15 protein-coding genes are annotated in these 15,433 nt (G+C 37.8%); 10 read left to right on the forward strand and 5 right to left on the reverse strand.

What is annotated here, in order from left to right; all coding sequences use genetic code 11:
* Position 1: 1 nt before the first annotated feature.
* From RGQ13_RS16275 to RGQ13_RS16295, 5 genes are all read left to right on the forward strand, one after another.
* A complete protein-coding gene (locus tag RGQ13_RS16275) occupies positions 2-1,267 on the forward strand; it encodes a dicarboxylate/amino acid:cation symporter (protein ID WP_348390796.1) in 1,266 nt (421 codons plus the stop codon).
* A 98-nt stretch (positions 1,268-1,365) separates the two neighbouring features.
* Complete coding sequence (locus RGQ13_RS16280) at positions 1,366-1,995, forward strand: dUTP diphosphatase (RefSeq protein ID WP_348390797.1); 630 nt, start codon at positions 1,366-1,368, stop codon at positions 1,993-1,995.
* 259 nt (positions 1,996-2,254) lie between these two features.
* A complete protein-coding gene (mtnN, locus tag RGQ13_RS16285) occupies positions 2,255-2,965 on the forward strand; it encodes a 5'-methylthioadenosine/S-adenosylhomocysteine nucleosidase (RefSeq protein WP_348390798.1) in 711 nt (236 codons plus the stop codon).
* A gap of 118 nt (positions 2,966-3,083) precedes the next feature.
* Positions 3,084-3,506, forward strand: a complete 423-nt coding sequence (locus tag RGQ13_RS16290; protein ID WP_348390799.1) for a rhodanese-like domain-containing protein — start codon at positions 3,084-3,086, stop codon at positions 3,504-3,506.
* A 23-nt stretch (positions 3,507-3,529) separates the two neighbouring features.
* Complete coding sequence (locus RGQ13_RS16295; protein ID WP_348393422.1) at positions 3,530-4,156, forward strand: trimeric intracellular cation channel family protein; 627 nt, start codon at positions 3,530-3,532, stop codon at positions 4,154-4,156.
* 193 nt (positions 4,157-4,349) lie between these two features.
* Here RGQ13_RS16295 and RGQ13_RS16300 read toward each other — a convergent pair whose 3' ends face one another.
* The 3 genes from RGQ13_RS16300 to tyrS all read right to left on the reverse strand — a co-directional run bounded on the left by RGQ13_RS16300 (position 4,350) and on the right by tyrS (position 6,633).
* A complete protein-coding gene (locus tag RGQ13_RS16300) occupies positions 4,350-4,679 on the reverse strand; it encodes a ribonuclease E inhibitor RraB (protein ID WP_348390800.1) in 330 nt (109 codons plus the stop codon).
* Between the two features lie 81 nt (positions 4,680-4,760).
* The gene (locus RGQ13_RS16305; protein WP_348390801.1) at positions 4,761-5,318 is read right to left on the reverse strand and encodes a DUF4136 domain-containing protein; all 558 of its coding nucleotides are present in this window, start codon (positions 5,316-5,318) and stop codon (positions 4,761-4,763) included.
* A 115-nt stretch (positions 5,319-5,433) separates the two neighbouring features.
* Positions 5,434-6,633, reverse strand: a complete 1,200-nt coding sequence (gene tyrS / locus RGQ13_RS16310; protein ID WP_348390802.1) for a tyrosine--tRNA ligase — start codon at positions 6,631-6,633, stop codon at positions 5,434-5,436.
* Positions 6,634-6,778: 145 nt separating this feature from the next.
* Between tyrS and RGQ13_RS16315 the strand changes: the two genes are divergently transcribed.
* From RGQ13_RS16315 to ggt, 5 genes are all read left to right on the forward strand, one after another.
* Positions 6,779-8,155, forward strand: coding sequence for an OapA family protein (locus RGQ13_RS16315; RefSeq protein WP_348390803.1), 1,377 nt, complete (start codon positions 6,779-6,781; stop codon positions 8,153-8,155).
* Entirely contained in the window at positions 8,127-9,275 is a 1,149-nt protein-coding gene (locus RGQ13_RS16320; protein WP_348390804.1) for an anhydro-N-acetylmuramic acid kinase, read from the forward strand. Before RGQ13_RS16315 ends, RGQ13_RS16320 begins: the two co-directional genes overlap by 29 nt.
* Positions 9,276-9,460: 185 nt before the next feature.
* Complete coding sequence (locus tag RGQ13_RS16325; protein WP_348390805.1) at positions 9,461-9,652, forward strand: hypothetical protein; 192 nt, start codon at positions 9,461-9,463, stop codon at positions 9,650-9,652.
* 124 nt (positions 9,653-9,776) lie between these two features.
* Complete coding sequence (locus RGQ13_RS16330; RefSeq protein WP_348390806.1) at positions 9,777-11,570, forward strand: ABCB family ABC transporter ATP-binding protein/permease; 1,794 nt, start codon at positions 9,777-9,779, stop codon at positions 11,568-11,570.
* Positions 11,571-11,729: 159 nt separating this feature from the next.
* Entirely contained in the window at positions 11,730-13,421 is a 1,692-nt protein-coding gene (ggt, locus tag RGQ13_RS16335; RefSeq protein ID WP_348393423.1) for a gamma-glutamyltransferase, read from the forward strand.
* A gap of 54 nt (positions 13,422-13,475) precedes the next feature.
* Here the strand turns inward: ggt and RGQ13_RS16340 are convergent, their stop codons facing one another.
* Together RGQ13_RS16340 and RGQ13_RS16345 are read right to left on the reverse strand one after the other, a co-directional pair.
* On the reverse strand, positions 13,476-13,970 hold the full coding sequence (locus RGQ13_RS16340; RefSeq protein WP_348390807.1) for a GNAT family N-acetyltransferase: 495 nt from the start codon (positions 13,968-13,970) through the stop codon (positions 13,476-13,478).
* A 39-nt stretch (positions 13,971-14,009) separates the two neighbouring features.
* A complete protein-coding gene (locus tag RGQ13_RS16345; protein ID WP_348390808.1) occupies positions 14,010-15,362 on the reverse strand; it encodes a sodium-dependent transporter in 1,353 nt (450 codons plus the stop codon).
* Between the last annotated feature and the right edge of the window lie 71 nt (positions 15,363-15,433).

Here is a 15,433-nt window from a genome sequence, read left to right on the forward strand (position 1 = left end):
AATGACCTCAGCAGGATTATTAGATAAAACCACAATACGTGAGCAACTTTGGTTCAAAGTCATTATCAGTCTATTTGCAGGATTTATAATTGGCGCATTGCTGGGTGAAAATTTCGCTTATGTAGAACGAGAATTAGCGTTATCTATTGGTGAATGGATAGCTCTTCCTGGGTATATCTTCATGACTTTGTTAAAGTTTGTGGTAATACCGCTAGTGATCAGTTCGGTAATATTAGGTATTTATCAAGGCCAAAACAATAAAGCATTAAGCACTGTAGGTTTAGGGCTGATGTACATCCTCTGCACTTCAGCTTTAGCAACTGGATTAGCCTTTTTCTTAGCGGGAATTATCGAGCCAGGCAGTGCAATAAATAATAGCTTCCTTGGCGCTCTTGCAGAACACGATGTAAAACAGTTAAACGTTATTGAACATGGTGTTATTGGTATTATCAAAGGTATTTTTCCTGATAACCTGTTTATGCATATGAATAATACCGATATGTTGCAGCTTGTCGTGGCGGCAATGATTATTGGTTTTGCCTTGTTAAATATGCCCAAAAAAGACACTAAGCCTTTAGTTGACCTGATGCAATCAATTCAAAATGTATGTATGACCATTGTACTGTGGCTAATGAAATATACGCCAATTGTTGTTTTTGGATTGATTGCCAACACAGTCATTAATAAAGGCCTAGGTGCGATAACCGCAGTATCATTATTTTTCCTTAATGTTGTTATTGGGTTATTGGCACTACTGATAATTTACATGTTACTTGTTACGTTTTTAGGTAAAAGAAATCCTTTCACTTTTATGAAGAATAGCCGTGAAGTTATGGCACTTGCTTTAGCAACCTCATCATCAAGTGCCACTATGCCTGTGACCCTTAGGGTTACTGAAGATATTCATAAGGTTTCTCCACAAGTAAGTCGTTTAATTATTCCTCTTGGCACCACCATCAATATGGATGCAACGGCTATGTACCAAGCTACGGTGGTATTATTTATTGCACAAGCATTTGGTATCGATTTATCAACAATGCAGCTCGTATCTATTGTTTTACTCGCAATTGTTGCTTCAATAGGTGCTCCTGGAATTCCGTCATCCTCTATTCCTATACTTGCTGGTACTCTTGCCAGCCAAGGGTTGCCGGTTGAAGGTATTGCCTTGATATTAGGGGTAGATCGGTTATTAGATATGGGTAGAAGCGTGGTGAACGTAACTGGTGACATGACCGCAGCAACCATTTTAGATAGATTTATAAAATAGTCTTATAAATTTTATTTTTCATTAGCTATACGGCTCGTTTTACGGCAAAATATTGGCTATATAACCGTATAAAAATTCACTTTATTTTAGGGCCACCGATGTCTGATCTATCTACCGCTATTAAGCAAATTAAACAAATGTTAGCAATGCAAGATGCTATGAATACTCGTGTAAGTGATACATGGCGAGCAGACAACTACGAGTGGTATCGTGCCATTTGGGTTGAGTGTGCTGAAATGCTTGATCACCACGGTTGGAAATGGTGGAAACATCAAGAGTGTGATGTACCCCAAGTACAATTAGAGCTTGTTGATATTTTTCACTTTGGTTTATCTTTACGCTTAATGAAAGAAAACAATGTCGACGCAATAGCTGAACAATTAGCGACTGAACTACAACAATCTGTTGAGCATACTGACTTTAAACTAGCGTTAGAAGATTTAGCTGCTGCAGCTGTTGCCAATAAAGATTTTGATGGCAAAAGCTTCACTGCCTGTATGTCATTGATGAAAATGGACTTAAATGAGTTGTTCCGTCAATATGTAGGTAAGAATACACTTAACTTCTTCCGTCAAGATTATGGCTACAAAGAAGGCACATACATCAAAATCTGGAATGGCAAAGAAGATAACGAAGTACTTGCTGATTTAGTAACATCTCTTGATACTACATCTGATGATTTCCAAAGCAACGTTTATAATGGCTTAAAAGCGGCCTACCCTGCATAAACAGGCTTTATCATTTGTTATTAAAACGGGGTAAATATTCCCCGTTTTGTTTGAAAAAAAACTGTGATTTTTATACCAATAGGGTGCTATTAAACTCACAGGACCTAAGAAATTAAAGCTGTTCTATGGTGATAACTCTTTCTCGCCGGCATCAAAATAAGTTACTGCTATTATCTAAAAAGTCGCGGATATTCGTATTATTTAATGACTAAACGGGTATAATTGCCACCATAAAATATCAGTTAAAAAGAGTATCGTTATGAAAGCAGGCATCATTGGCGCTATGGAGCCAGAAGTTGCAATTTTAAAAGCCAAACTAGAGAATTTTGCCGAGCACCAACATGCCGGTTACAACTTCTTTACCGGCAACATTGATGGTACTGAAGTAGTACTGGTGCAATCAGGTATTGGTAAAGTTGCCTCAGCATTAGCTACAGTATTAATGATTGAAAAATTTTCACCAGATTACATAGTCAATACTGGCTCTGCCGGTGGCTTTGAGCAATCACTTAAAGTTGGTGACATTGTGATCAGCTCTGAAGTTAGACATCATGACGCTGATGTAACAGCATTCGGTTATGAAATTGGCCAACTACCAGGCATGCCTGCCGCATTTTTACCGCATCCTACTCTAGTAACAGCTGCGCAAGCAGGTATAGATAAACTTGTGGGTATTAAAACTTTAACTGGTCTTATTACCACTGGTGACACATTCATGACTAAAGATGATGATATTGCCAAAGCCCGTGCTAATTTCCCTACGATGGCAGCAGTTGAAATGGAAGGTGCAGCAATCGCTCAAACATGCCATCAATTCAATGTGCCATTTGTAGTAATTCGTTCAATGAGCGATATTGCTGGTAAAGAGTCCCCTACATCATTTGAAGAATACCTAGAAACCGCATCAGTCAATTCTTCTGAATTAGTGATGAACATGCTTACTGAATTAAAAACTAAATCATTAAATTAAAACGATATTTAAGTAATTAAAATAAAATCCTGATTTATAATGTCAGGATTTTTTTTGCTTTTATAATCAAAATTAAATGCTACTATTTGTTTAACGTTATTAAAAATAGAGAATTTTCGTGTTTCGATACCTTGTTATTATCTCTTTAACTATATTGACAGTCGCTTGTGGTAACTTTGGAAAATTTGAAAAGCCACCAAAGGTCAAGGCACACTTAAGCTCTGAAGTTAGCCAACAACAACTATTAGACATGCAAAGCAGTAATGAACATTTTTTGCTACTTGATGTACGTAGTTCAGAAGAGTTTTCAGATGGTCATATTCCAGATGCTCTAAATATTGCTCATACAGAGTTAGTCACTAACCTCAATAATCTTTTTACTTTCAAAGACAAAAACATCGTCGTTTACTGTCGTTCTGGTCGACGTGCAGGAATAGCAATAGATATATTAAAAGAAAATGGCTTCAAGCATGTTAGCCATTTAACTGGCGATATGAATGCTTGGCAAGCAGCTAACATGACAGTTAAGACAGAGCACTAACAATGGATGATATTGCTAGCCCTATCAGTACCTTTATCTATTTTGCCGACATATTTGGTGTCATTGTTTTTGCTTTATCAGGTGCGCTAATGGCGGGCAGATATAGACTTGATCCATTTGGAGTTATGGTATTGGCTGCTGTAACAGCAGTTGGTGGTGGCACAATTCGCGACATAATCTTAGGAGCACCAATATTTTGGACTGTGCAAAATGAATATGTTGCCATAATTTTTGTGACTTCATTATTAACTATTTTGCTGATCAGGCAGCCGAAACTTGTGCCAAAACGATTTATGCACGTTGCCGATGCCTTTGGCTTAGCATTATTTGCCGTACTCGGTACGCATAAAGCATTAAGTTATGAGCAAACCATTCTGACTTCAGTGATTATGGGCACTATAACCGGTGTTGCCGGCGGTATGATCCGCGACATTATTTGTAATCGAATACCACTTATTTTACGAAAAGAGATTTATGCTCTAGCCGCCATGCTAGGTAGCTTTTTATTCGTAGGGTTTACTTACGTAGGCCTATCGGAGCCTATCGCTGGATCTTTGGCAATGGTAGGTGCATTATCTTTGCGCTTAGCTGGGATTTATTGGAAAGTGTCATTACCGGCGTTTCATTTTGATGATGAATTGAAAGACTAGATAGCCTTTCAATTATTGATTGGTATGCTTTTATACCAAGTCCATTAATTATTTGTTCATTTTTACTGGTTAAAAAAAATAACTACTGCGTTATAAAATCTTTAAGTAGAATAGCTACTTATAAAATTTTATGCCTTGTATTTATCCATTTTTCCTCACTAAAAAGCAGCTCCCATAATTAATGGAATTGGTATTAGTCGTCTTGTTGGACACCCCAACCATCATTATAGCCGTTATATTTATTCGCTAACTTTTCGAATTTTTCTTCCATTGCCACGATATTTTCGTAACTTGGTAGCATTTCTACTTGGCAATCCACATCCCAGATATTTGGTGTTTGATCAGGGTGAACTTTAACCGTAGCATTCATATCACTACTAAGCACAAATTCAGCTAACGCTCTTGCGTCTTTTTCTTGTTCAAACAGTTGGAAAAATTCAACGGTAAGTGGCTTGCTAAGATCAATACCTGCATCTTGCATTTCGGCTAAGACTAAACCGTTTTCATCGTTTGGAAATGTCATTAAATTGCTCATTAAGCTGATATATTAGCGCTATTATAGCGCTCTATATTATTTATTAGAAATTAAATATACTGATTGGTATTACTGCTTAATTTCAGGAGGAAACTGAGACAAAATTAACTGTACGGCTTCAATCGTCTCTTGTTGATTTTCTTCGCTGGTATCTTCAGGATCTAAATCTAATTTTGTATAGCCTCTAAATATTGAACGTTTTTTGTCACTGTCCAATACATCCAATACCAACATAGATGTACGTATATCTTTGTTCAATACAGCCTGTTCATTTTGACTACAACCTAAGCATGCTTTCACGCCTTTATTGTACTTCTTTAATTCACTTAAACTATTACCCACTAGAAAGTAACTAATGATCACATCAGCTTGTTCAAATTGTGTATAACTAAAATTCTGCAGTTCCATTTGCTTTTCAACAGCAAGTTCAATGCGGTTACGTTGAAAATCACTCATCTCTTGCAGTTCGGTAAATTTAGACTCTCGAGGAAACAAACTGTAGGTTTTCACAACAGTAAAATCAAATTCATCATTAAAGCTGGTTTCAGTGCTCGTAGAGCAACCAGTAATGAATAAAACACTGCAAAAGAAGCTGGTCACTAAGATTATTTTTTTTATTGTTAGCATGAAGTTAGCCATTAAGAATGATATAAATATGAAACACTAAGTTTACTTTACGTGAAAAGTAGATAAAAACAAGCCAGTGCTAACACTGGCTGGAATTATTTAGAATATTAATGATTTAGCTAAGCGTTACTTTGGCAAATTTACGTTTACCGATTTGATAAACAGCTGTTGTACCGGCCAGACACTGCAATTTATTGTCAGAAACTTTGTCACCATCAATTTTAACTGCACCTTGTTTGATCATACGCATAGCCTCTGATGTACTCACGGCTAAACCTGCATCTTTAAGTAAATTAGCAATACCAATTGCGCCATCAACCGTTGCTAAAGTTTTTTCATCAATTTCATCAGGCATTGCACCTTTTTGAAAACGGTTAATAAACTCTTGATGGGCAGCTTGTGCAGCGTCTTCGTTATGGAAACGAGCAATTAGCTCTTTCGCCAATTCAATTTTCACATCGCGAGGATTTGAACCTTGTGCAATGTTGTCCTTATACGATTGAATTTCACTTAATGGTTTAAAGCTAAGTAAATCGTAGTAGCGCCACATTAATACATCAGAAATTGACATGATTTTACCAAACATTTCTGTTGGAGAATCTGTGATACCAATGTAATTACCTAATGATTTCGACATTTTTTGTATGCCATCTAGGCCTTCAAGTAATGGCATCATTAATACGGTTTGTGGTCGTTGCCCTTCACCTTTTTGCAATTCACGACCCATCAATAAGTTAAACTTTTGATCGGTTCCGCCAAGTTCTACATCAGACTCTAAAGCAACTGAATCCCAACCTTGTACCAATGGGTACATGAATTCGTGAATTGCAATCGATTGACCTTCTTTAAAACGCTTCTTAAAATCATCACGCTCCATCATACGCGCAACAGTTTGACGTGAAGCTAGCTTTAACATGCCTGCAGAGCCTAACTTATCCATCCAAGTAGAATTAAATTCAACACGGGTTTTAGCAGGATCTAGAATTTTAAATACTTGCTCTTTGTATGTTTCAGCATTCGCTAAAACATCAGCTTCAGTTAACGGCTTACGAGTAACATTTTTTCCAGTAGGATCACCAATCAAGCCAGTAAAGTCACCAATAAGGAAAATAACTTCATGACCTAATTGCTGAAACTGACGCATTTTATTGATCAACACGGTATGACCCAAATGTAAATCTGGTGCCGTTGGATCAAAACCCGCTTTAATTTTTAATGGCTTGCCTGTTTTTAACTTTGCTAGCAATTCATCTTCAAGCAAGATTTCTTCTGCGCCACGTTTGATTTCCTCAAACGCTTGCTCAATATCGGTCATTTATTTCGCCTTTTAGTAATTCATCTACCCAATGTTTAGTTCAAGAACGCAGGGTTATTTTAATCTTAATGTTCGAATTCTACTGCAAATATACGGCTTGTGGGAACCCTAGGGTTGTGAGTTTTTTAATTTTTTTGGTATAGTATTGTTAGCAAAGTTATCGACAACCACCTTATATAGCAGTAAAGCATTGATTAAATTAAAAAATATATTCTTAGAGCTCCCTAAAAAACATCAGCTGATGATCAGTTGCTGCAGCTTATTTTTATTAGTTTTAATAGTTTTTCCTTCAGAGAAAGCTTCAGCTAGCCGAAATAGTCAAAATCCAGCAATTAAAGTGGGCAAAACTTACGCATTAGAAATTCCTGAAGAAACTCAAGTTGCTCTTAAAAAAGCGGAACATAACAAACCTGATCCAATTTCGTGGCAAACAGCTACGGTAAAAAGTGGTGATTCTTTAGGTAAAATTTTTAAACGCTTTGGTTTTAGCGCGGCAACAACACATGCGGTTGATAAAACTGAAGGCGGTAAGTCATTACGCAAACTTAAAGTTGGCGATGAAATTCAAATCGCCAGTAATGATGATGGTGAACTGTTAAAAGTAAAATACAAAAAATCAATAACTGAAACGTTAATGGTTACTCGTACTGATGATAGTTTTGAAAGTAGTGTTGATGAAAAACAAATTGAAACTCGTATTGGTTATGCACAAGCAACTATCAAAAGTAGCTTTTGGAATGCAGCCTTAAACGCCGGCATGAGCAATAATCAAATAATGAACCTAGCGAATATATTTGGTTGGGATGTCGATTTTGCCTTAGACATTCGCGAAGGTGACACTTTCAGTGTGATGTATGAAGATCAATATGTTGATGGCGATTTTGTTGGCCATGGTAATATCTTAGCCGCTGAATTCATTAACCAAGATGAAGCTTTTAAAGCAGTTCGTTTCAAAGATGGTGAATACTACGCTGAAAATGGCGACAGTATGCGTAAATCGTTTTTACGAGCACCTGTTAGTTTTCAATACATCAGTTCAAGTTTTAAACCTAAACGTTATCACCCAATTCTTAAACGTGTAAAAGCTCATAATGGCGTAGATTACCGTGCACCTACGGGTACTCCAGTTAAAGCTGCAGGTAACGGCCGTGTAATAGCCGCTACTTATAATAAATACAATGGTAACTATGTATTTATTCAACATGCCAACAGCATAGTGACTAAATACCTACACTTTTCTAAACGAGCGGTTAAAAAAGGTGCAAGAGTTAAACAAGGTCAAGTAATTGGTTATGTTGGCTCTACGGGTTTATCACAAGCACCACATTTACATTACGAATTTTTGTTAAACGGTGTTCACCGTAATCCACGTACAGTAAAATTACCTGATGCTGAGCCGATTAATAAAAAATATAAAGCTGAATTTGCCGTGGTCGCAAAACAAGCTTTATTAGAATTAGAAAACTCTAAACAAACATTAATTGCAGCCACCGATGATGTGCAGCAAGGTGTTAGTGAGTAGCTCTGATAATGGCCAATATTACATTGGTATTATGTCAGGAACCAGTGCCGATGGAATTGATTTGGCACTGGTGCAATTCGAAGAAAATAGCCACCACTTAGTCGCTTCTTACTTTCAAGCGTACAATAAAACTACCCAAAATCTGATCACCTCATTATATACGCCAAGTGATAATGAGATTGATCGTATGGGCGAGCTAGATAAACTATTAGCCAAAGAGTTTGCCTCGGCAATCAATGCCTTCTTGATTCAACAAAATTTATCGAGTGCAAGTATTATAGCAATTGGAAATCATGGTCAAACTATTAGACACCGACCCACATCCAACGCACCATTCACTCTTCAAATAGGCTGTAATCAAACCTTAGCCTGTTTAACCGGAATTAGAGTCATTGGTAAGTTTAGAGATAAAGACATTGCTCTTGGCGGTCAGGGCGCGCCATTGGTTCCTGCTTTTCATAAGGCACTTTTTTCTGCAACTAAACGTAATGTTTGCGCAGTAAACATTGGCGGTATTAGTAACATTACTTTTTTACCAAAAGATCATAAACAAAATATTTGTGGCTTTGATACTGGTCCAGGTAATGCACTACTTGATGACTGGTACCGAAAGCATCATGAAGATTGTCCACATGGCATTGATATTGACGGTAAATGGGGGTTAACGGGCAAAGTAAATAAGCAGTTATTAACTAACATGTTGGATGATCCTTACTTTTCTATGCCAACACCTAAAAGCACTGGTAGAGAATACTTTCATTTAGATTGGCTAAAAACTATTAACCATATTGATCAGGTATCGCCTGCGGACGTCCAGGCAACACTACTTGCTTTAACTTGTAAAAGCATTGCCCATGACTTAGATAAATTATGCTCAAACGCTGAGGTAATTCTATGTGGTGGCGGAGCTAATAACCCAGAATTAGTCAAGCAACTAAAAAAATTATTACCTGAACATTGTATTACCACTGCAGAAAAAAAAGGCGTTGATAACGACAGTTTAGAAGCACTAGTTTTTGCATGGCTGGCTTTCGCTTTTGACAATAAGATTCCCGGAAATCTGCCTGAAGTAACGGGAGCAAAATCAAACTGTATTTTAGGTATCAGTTTTACTCCTTAACTAACGATAAAAATTTTCTAAGAAATATTACTTAGCTTTAGTAACCCGTATGATTTCCAAGCTTCGCACGCAGCAATTTACAAACATCCATTTAACATTTGAACTAAACCAGCCCTGAATTGTCTATATTTTGTACAGCACTATTTACCCGAATAGCTCATTACAATTCATCAAAAGGGGGATTTATGGATTTAGACAAAGTACGCATCGGCATGGTATGTGGCACACATAAAGGCAGCGGCACAGTAACCTGGGTTGATGGAGCTACACAAACGGTTTATTTAAGCGACTTAGTCGATAACCACAACATCGAAGTTGGTATTGAAGAAATTATTGACGATCCTCAAATTCACAACCATGACGATTTTTATTACTAACCTTCCATAATCACTATTAGATTACCTCCGGCTAATAAAAAGTAGCCGGACTGCAATTTCTTATATCTCAATCACCTACGATTAGCTATTATCAAAATACAATAACTTATTAGTGATCGTAACTATGCGCCACGGGCAACATTCAACAACTGAAGCGGACAGCTTCAATTGGAAAATAATCAAACACGTTATTCCCTATTTATTTGAATATAAACGGAGAATCTTTAACGCGTTAATTTTTATGATCTTAGCAAAACTTGCCAGTGTCGGTTTACCCTTTATTTTAAAATACATCGTTGATGACCTGGATACATCAGCAAATGATGCCAGCGCATTGGTAATTGCTCCAATAGCTTTGGTAATTGCTTATGGAATAGTACGGTTTTCAAATGTATTGTTTGGTGAAATTCGAGATACGCTATTTGGTCGTGTTACCGAGCGCGCTATTCGCCGCATTGGCTTAAAAGTTTTCCAGCACCTGCACAGTTTAGATTTAGAGTTTCATTTAAACCGCCGTACAGGCGGTTTATCTCGTGATATTGAACGTGGCACCAGTGGTATTAACTTTTTAATGCGTTTTATGGTGTTTAATATTATTCCTACCCTGTTAGAAATTGGCCTAGTTGTTTTCATCCTGTTTTTCAATTACGGCATCAATTTTGCGGCTATCACCTTAGCTTCGATAATTATTTATGTTGGTTATTCGGTAAAGACAACTGAGTGGCGAACAGGCTTTGTTCGCCAAGCGAATAAAGCTGATTCAGCAAGTAACTCACAGGCCATAGATAGTTTAATTAACTACGAAACTACAAAGTATTTTACCAGCGAAGCCTATGAAGCCAATCGTTACGACAATGAACTGGCTGACTGGGAAATTGCCAAGCGTAAAAACCGGCTATCACTGTTTGTATTGAATGGTGGGCAGGCATTGGTCATTGCCACTTCGATGACCGCAATGATGGCGCTAGCAGCAACACAAGTAGCAAATGGTGAAATGACTTTAGGTGATTTTGTTTTAATAAATGCTTTTATGATGCAAATTTTTTTACCGCTTAATTTCTTAGGTTTTGTCTATCGAGAAATGAAAGGCTCGTTAGCCAATATTGAGTTGATGTTTAACTTGCTTTCTATAAAGCCCAAAGTTGTTGAAAAAGAAGACGCTGTTGCTCTAAAAATTAGCAATGGCAGTGTTGCTTTTAACGATGTTTCATTTAAATATCATAGTGACCGTCCTATCCTAAAAAATGTGAATTTTACTATTAATCCAGGCGAGAAAGTCGCAATAGTTGGCGCCAGTGGTGGCGGTAAATCAACATTGGTGAAATTGCTATTCCGATTTTATGACTTATCGAGTGGCTCAATAAAAATTGATGGACAAGACATTAGTTCACTCACTTTTAATTCACTACGCAAAGCTATCGGAATAGTGCCGCAAGATACGGTGTTATTTAACGATAACATTATTGAAAATGTTCGCTATGGTAAGCAAGGGGCAAGTGATGAAGAGGTACTGAATGCGATAAAATTAGCGCATTTAGATGGATTTATTCAGTCGCTACCTGAGGGTGTAAATACCATGGTTGGTGAACGAGGCCTGAAATTATCTGGGGGAGAAAAGCAGCGAGTAGCTATAGCACGTACCATCCTTAAAAAGCCACCTATTTTAGTGTTTGATGAAGCAACCTCATCATTAGACAGCAAGTCAGAGCAAGCAATTATGAGTGCCCTTAAAGAACTGTCACAGGGTGTTACTAGCATGGTGATCGCACACCGTTTGTCCACCATTAGTGATGCAGATAAAATAATAGTTATAGAGCAAGGTGAAGTAGTAGAGCACGGCTCCCACACTCAGCTACTTGCACAAAATGGCTCTTACGCTAAGCTATGGACAATTCAACAGCAAAATGAAGATGAGTAGAAAACGATGAACTTCAAATTAATAATTATACCTGCCTGTACCGTTTTCTTTTTAGCGGCCTGCAATGATGGAAATGAGATGAGTTCAAATGACGTTCCAATTGAGGTTTCAACTGACAATAGAATTGTTTATGTTGGCGAAAACAATGAAGCAGTTACTATGAGGGAAGATGGACGTGGCGATCGTGTCGTCAACGCTCCTTGGGCAACTCGTTCGGCGGTGCTTGCAACTAATGGTATGGCAGCAACATCTCATCCTTTAGCGAGCCAAATTGCCATAGATATTCTAAAAAAAGGCGGTAGTGCTGTAGATGCGGCTATTGCAGCTAATGCAGCAATAGGTCTAATGGAGCCAACAGGTAATGGTATTGGAGGTGATTTATTTGCCATTGTTTGGGATCCAAAAACCGAGAAACTGCACGGTTTGAATGGTTCAGGTCGCAGTGCAAAAGGTCAAACCCTAGCTGATTTAAAAGCAAAAATTGGTGATGTTAGTGAAATACCTAATTGGGGCACTGCGCCAGTAACCGTTCCGGGTACAGTAGATGCCTGGTATGAGTTACACGACAAGTTTGGCAAAATTTCAATGACCGATAACCTCGCGCCAGCGATAAAATACGCAAAAGAGGGTTTTCCTGTTACTGAAGTGGTTTCTTATTATATGGGTATATACCAAGCCCGTTATGAAAAACTATTTGCCGCAGGTGAAATAGAAGAAATCGCCAATTATCAAGCGACTTACCTTATCGATGGAAAATACATTAAAGAAGGGCAGATATTTAAAAACCCAGATTTAGCCAATACTTTATCGATGATCGCCAAAGGTGGCCGAGCTGCGTTCTATAAAGGCAAAATCGCAGATACTATCGATGCTTATTTTAAACGCATTGATGGTCCTCTACGTAAAGAAGATTTTGCTTCACATACCAGTACATGGATAGATCCTGTGTCAGTAAATTATCGTGGTGTAGATGTATGGGAATTACCGCCAAATGGGCAAGGCATAGCTGCGCTGCAAATGTTAAACATACTTGAAGGATATGACTTAAAAGCTATGGGTCATAATAGTGCCGATTATTTACATGTTATGACTGAAGCGAAAAAACTCGCCTTTGAAGACCGAGCACGCTTTTATGCTGACCCAGATTATTACAATGTTCCTTTAGATGGATTGTTATCAAAAGAGTATGGCAAAAGCCGCCGCGCATTAATAAATATGGATAAAGCAGCACTAGAAGTTGATCATGGAGATCCAAAACTTCTTGAAGGCGATACCATATACATGACGGTAGCGGATAAAGACGGCATGATGGTGTCACTTATTCAAAGTAATTATCGTGGTATGGGTACTGGCCTTGTTGCCGATGGGTTAGGTTTTATTTTTCAAAACCGCGGTGCACAATATTCTTTATCTGAAGATCATCCAAATGTTTATGCTCCAAACAAGCGCCCTTTCCACACTATAATTCCAGCGTTTATGACAAAAGATGGCAAACCATTAATGAGCTTTGGTTTAATGGGCGGCGCTATGCAACCACAGGGACATGTGCAGATGGTCGCAAATATCATCGACTTTGGTATGGGAGTACAACAAGCAGGTGACGCTGCTCGATATCACCACAACGGTTCTACCGAACCTACTTGGCAAGCAAGGATGAAGGATGGCGGTGTGCTTGAATTAGAAAGTGGTGTGAAAGCCGATGTAGTAAGAGAGCTGCAAAAACGTGGTCATAAAGTAAATATCACCAGTGGTCCATTTGGTGGCTATCAAGCGATATGGTTAGATCCTAAAACGGGTGTTTATCATGGCGCCAGCGAAATGCGTAAAGATGGCATGGCGATAGGATATTAAAGTACTATTTTTATAATGAGTTGTGCTCAGAGGGTTGAGCGCAACTGTTATTGGTTATTCTGACAATTGAAGCTCCATTTGTAGATCATCCATCACATACCCTTCACCAATATCTGCACAAACTTCGCCGGTATTTGTAAAACCAAACTTATAGTATGCGGCAATAGTGTCTCTATTGTTTTTATTCACCGTTAAGGTAATTTTACTAAGGTTATTTTCTTCTGCCACCTTTTTAATAAATGCCATTGATAACTTCCCTAGGCCTAGGCCTCGTTCAGCAGATTGAATATATATTTTACTTAAAAACAGCTCGCTAGCTTTCAATTGCACGCCTATATAGCCAACAATTTCCCCTTTATTCTTAACCAAATAATATTGGTAATTATCATCGGCTATTTGCTCAGCAATAACTTGCTTTGAATTAAACTTTTCAAGCATGTATTCAACTTGTTCTATACCGATTATCGATGTGTAATGCTCAGTCCAAATTATTCGAGCAACAGTAACAACTTCATCTAAGTCTTTGTCCGTTGTAACTAAATGGAACATATTTTTACCTTTATAATGAGATAATACCTGCACTTAAACCTATGTATTGAGATAATGAATAAATACCAAAGCTATCGCTGTTGGACAAATAAATTTCACGTACCAAGGCCAAACTTTCCAAAAAAAACTATTTTCGACATCATCATTGCCTTGCTGTAGTTCTTTTAATATTTCATTCCTATGCCAAATCCAACCGACAAAAATACAGGCAAGCATGGCAATAATAGGCTGTCCATATTCTGTTGCTATAGTAATAACTAACCCAAGCAATACCTCTACATTACTAATAATAGCGGCGCTTATTATAAAAATTACTCCGCCAATAATCATACTGGCTTTTTTACGTTCCATATTATGGCGTTCAACGACATAAGATACAGGTGTTTCAAGCATTGATATTGAAGATGTTAAAGCGGCAATAGTCATCAATACAAAAAACGTAAATGCGACAATAGAACCAACAGCTCCCATGGAACTAAACAAGCTAGGCAGAACAACAAAGACCACATTTGAACCTGAAATAAGACTACCATCTTCAGCAAAAATGGCGACCCCCTGTGCTTGCGCCACGTACATTGCTGGAATAATTAATAAACCAGCTAAAAAAGCGATAGAAACATCAATCAAAGTGACTTGTGCACCTAAGCTGATCAAATTTTCTTTTTTTGAAATGTAAGATCCATAAATAACCATAGTACTGGTGCCGATAGATAGGGAAAAAAACGCTTGGCCCAATGCACTAATTATTAAATTTGGATCTAATGTTCGAGTAAAGTCAGGGTTTAAATAGGCATTAAGACCTACGCTTGCACCTTCTAATGTAAACACATAAACGATCAAACATATTAACAGCCCTATTAATAACGGCATTAATCGGGATGACCATTTTTCGATACCTTCTTTAACGCCTTTTCTGATTATATAAAGTGTTAAAAACATAAAAGACGCGGTAAAGAACAAATTTCGAATTAGTGAATCTGTCACTACCCAACCAGAAATGGCGTCCAAACCTGCTATTTGGGTTATTGGTTCTATAGCAAATGACATCATTCGGCCGGCGAGAATACCATAAAAACTTAAAATTAAAGATGCAAATATAATACCGCCAAAGCCAACAATAAAAGCAAAGCGTTTTTGAAATAATGTTCGGGATAGTTTTTGTAAAGAAGTAACAGCGTTAGCCTGACCATAGCGGCCAATCAATAACTCCGCCATAAATGCGGGGTAAGCTAAGGAAAAAGCTAAGATCAAATAAACAAGTACAAACGCTGCGCCACCGTTATTCGCGGTTTGTGTGGGAAACCCCCAAATATTACCTAAGCCAACGGCAGAACCAGCTGCCGCTAAAATAAAACCAATACGGGAACTGAACTCACCTCTTACATTTGCCATAAATACCGTCTTTATTTTCTGATCAACCTGAAGTTAGTGTACACAAAAAATACAGTTTGGACAGCACTTCG

The organism is Thalassotalea psychrophila (genome assembly GCF_031583595.1).
Lineage (GTDB): Bacteria > Pseudomonadota > Gammaproteobacteria > Enterobacterales > Alteromonadaceae > Thalassotalea_A > Thalassotalea_A psychrophila.

Bases quoted from the DNA above. Each gene is read 5' to 3' on its own strand.
- RGQ13_RS16275 (WP_348390796.1), top strand. From the start codon at position 2: ATGACCTCAGCAGGATTATTAGATAAAACCACAATACGTGAGCAACTT.
- RGQ13_RS16280 (WP_348390797.1), top strand. From the start codon at position 1,366: ATGTCTGATCTATCTACCGCTATTAAGCAAATTAAACAAATGTTAGCA.
- mtnN (WP_348390798.1), top strand. From the start codon at position 2,255: ATGAAAGCAGGCATCATTGGCGCTATGGAGCCAGAAGTTGCAATTTTA.
- RGQ13_RS16300 (WP_348390800.1), bottom strand. From the start codon at position 4,679: ATGACATTTCCAAACGATGAAAACGGTTTAGTCTTAGCCGAAATGCAA.
- RGQ13_RS16305 (WP_348390801.1), bottom strand. From the start codon at position 5,318: ATGCTAACAATAAAAAAAATAATCTTAGTGACCAGCTTCTTTTGCAGT.
- tyrS (WP_348390802.1), bottom strand. From the start codon at position 6,633: ATGACCGATATTGAGCAAGCGTTTGAGGAAATCAAACGTGGCGCAGAA.
- RGQ13_RS16320 (WP_348390804.1), top strand. From the start codon at position 8,127: ATGATGTGCAGCAAGGTGTTAGTGAGTAGCTCTGATAATGGCCAATAT.
- RGQ13_RS16325 (WP_348390805.1), top strand. From the start codon at position 9,461: ATGGATTTAGACAAAGTACGCATCGGCATGGTATGTGGCACACATAAA.
- RGQ13_RS16330 (WP_348390806.1), top strand. From the start codon at position 9,777: ATGCGCCACGGGCAACATTCAACAACTGAAGCGGACAGCTTCAATTGG.
- ggt (WP_348393423.1), top strand. From the start codon at position 11,730: ATGAGGGAAGATGGACGTGGCGATCGTGTCGTCAACGCTCCTTGGGCA.
- RGQ13_RS16340 (WP_348390807.1), bottom strand. From the start codon at position 13,970: ATGTTCCATTTAGTTACAACGGACAAAGACTTAGATGAAGTTGTTACT.
- RGQ13_RS16345 (WP_348390808.1), bottom strand. From the start codon at position 15,362: ATGGCAAATGTAAGAGGTGAGTTCAGTTCCCGTATTGGTTTTATTTTA.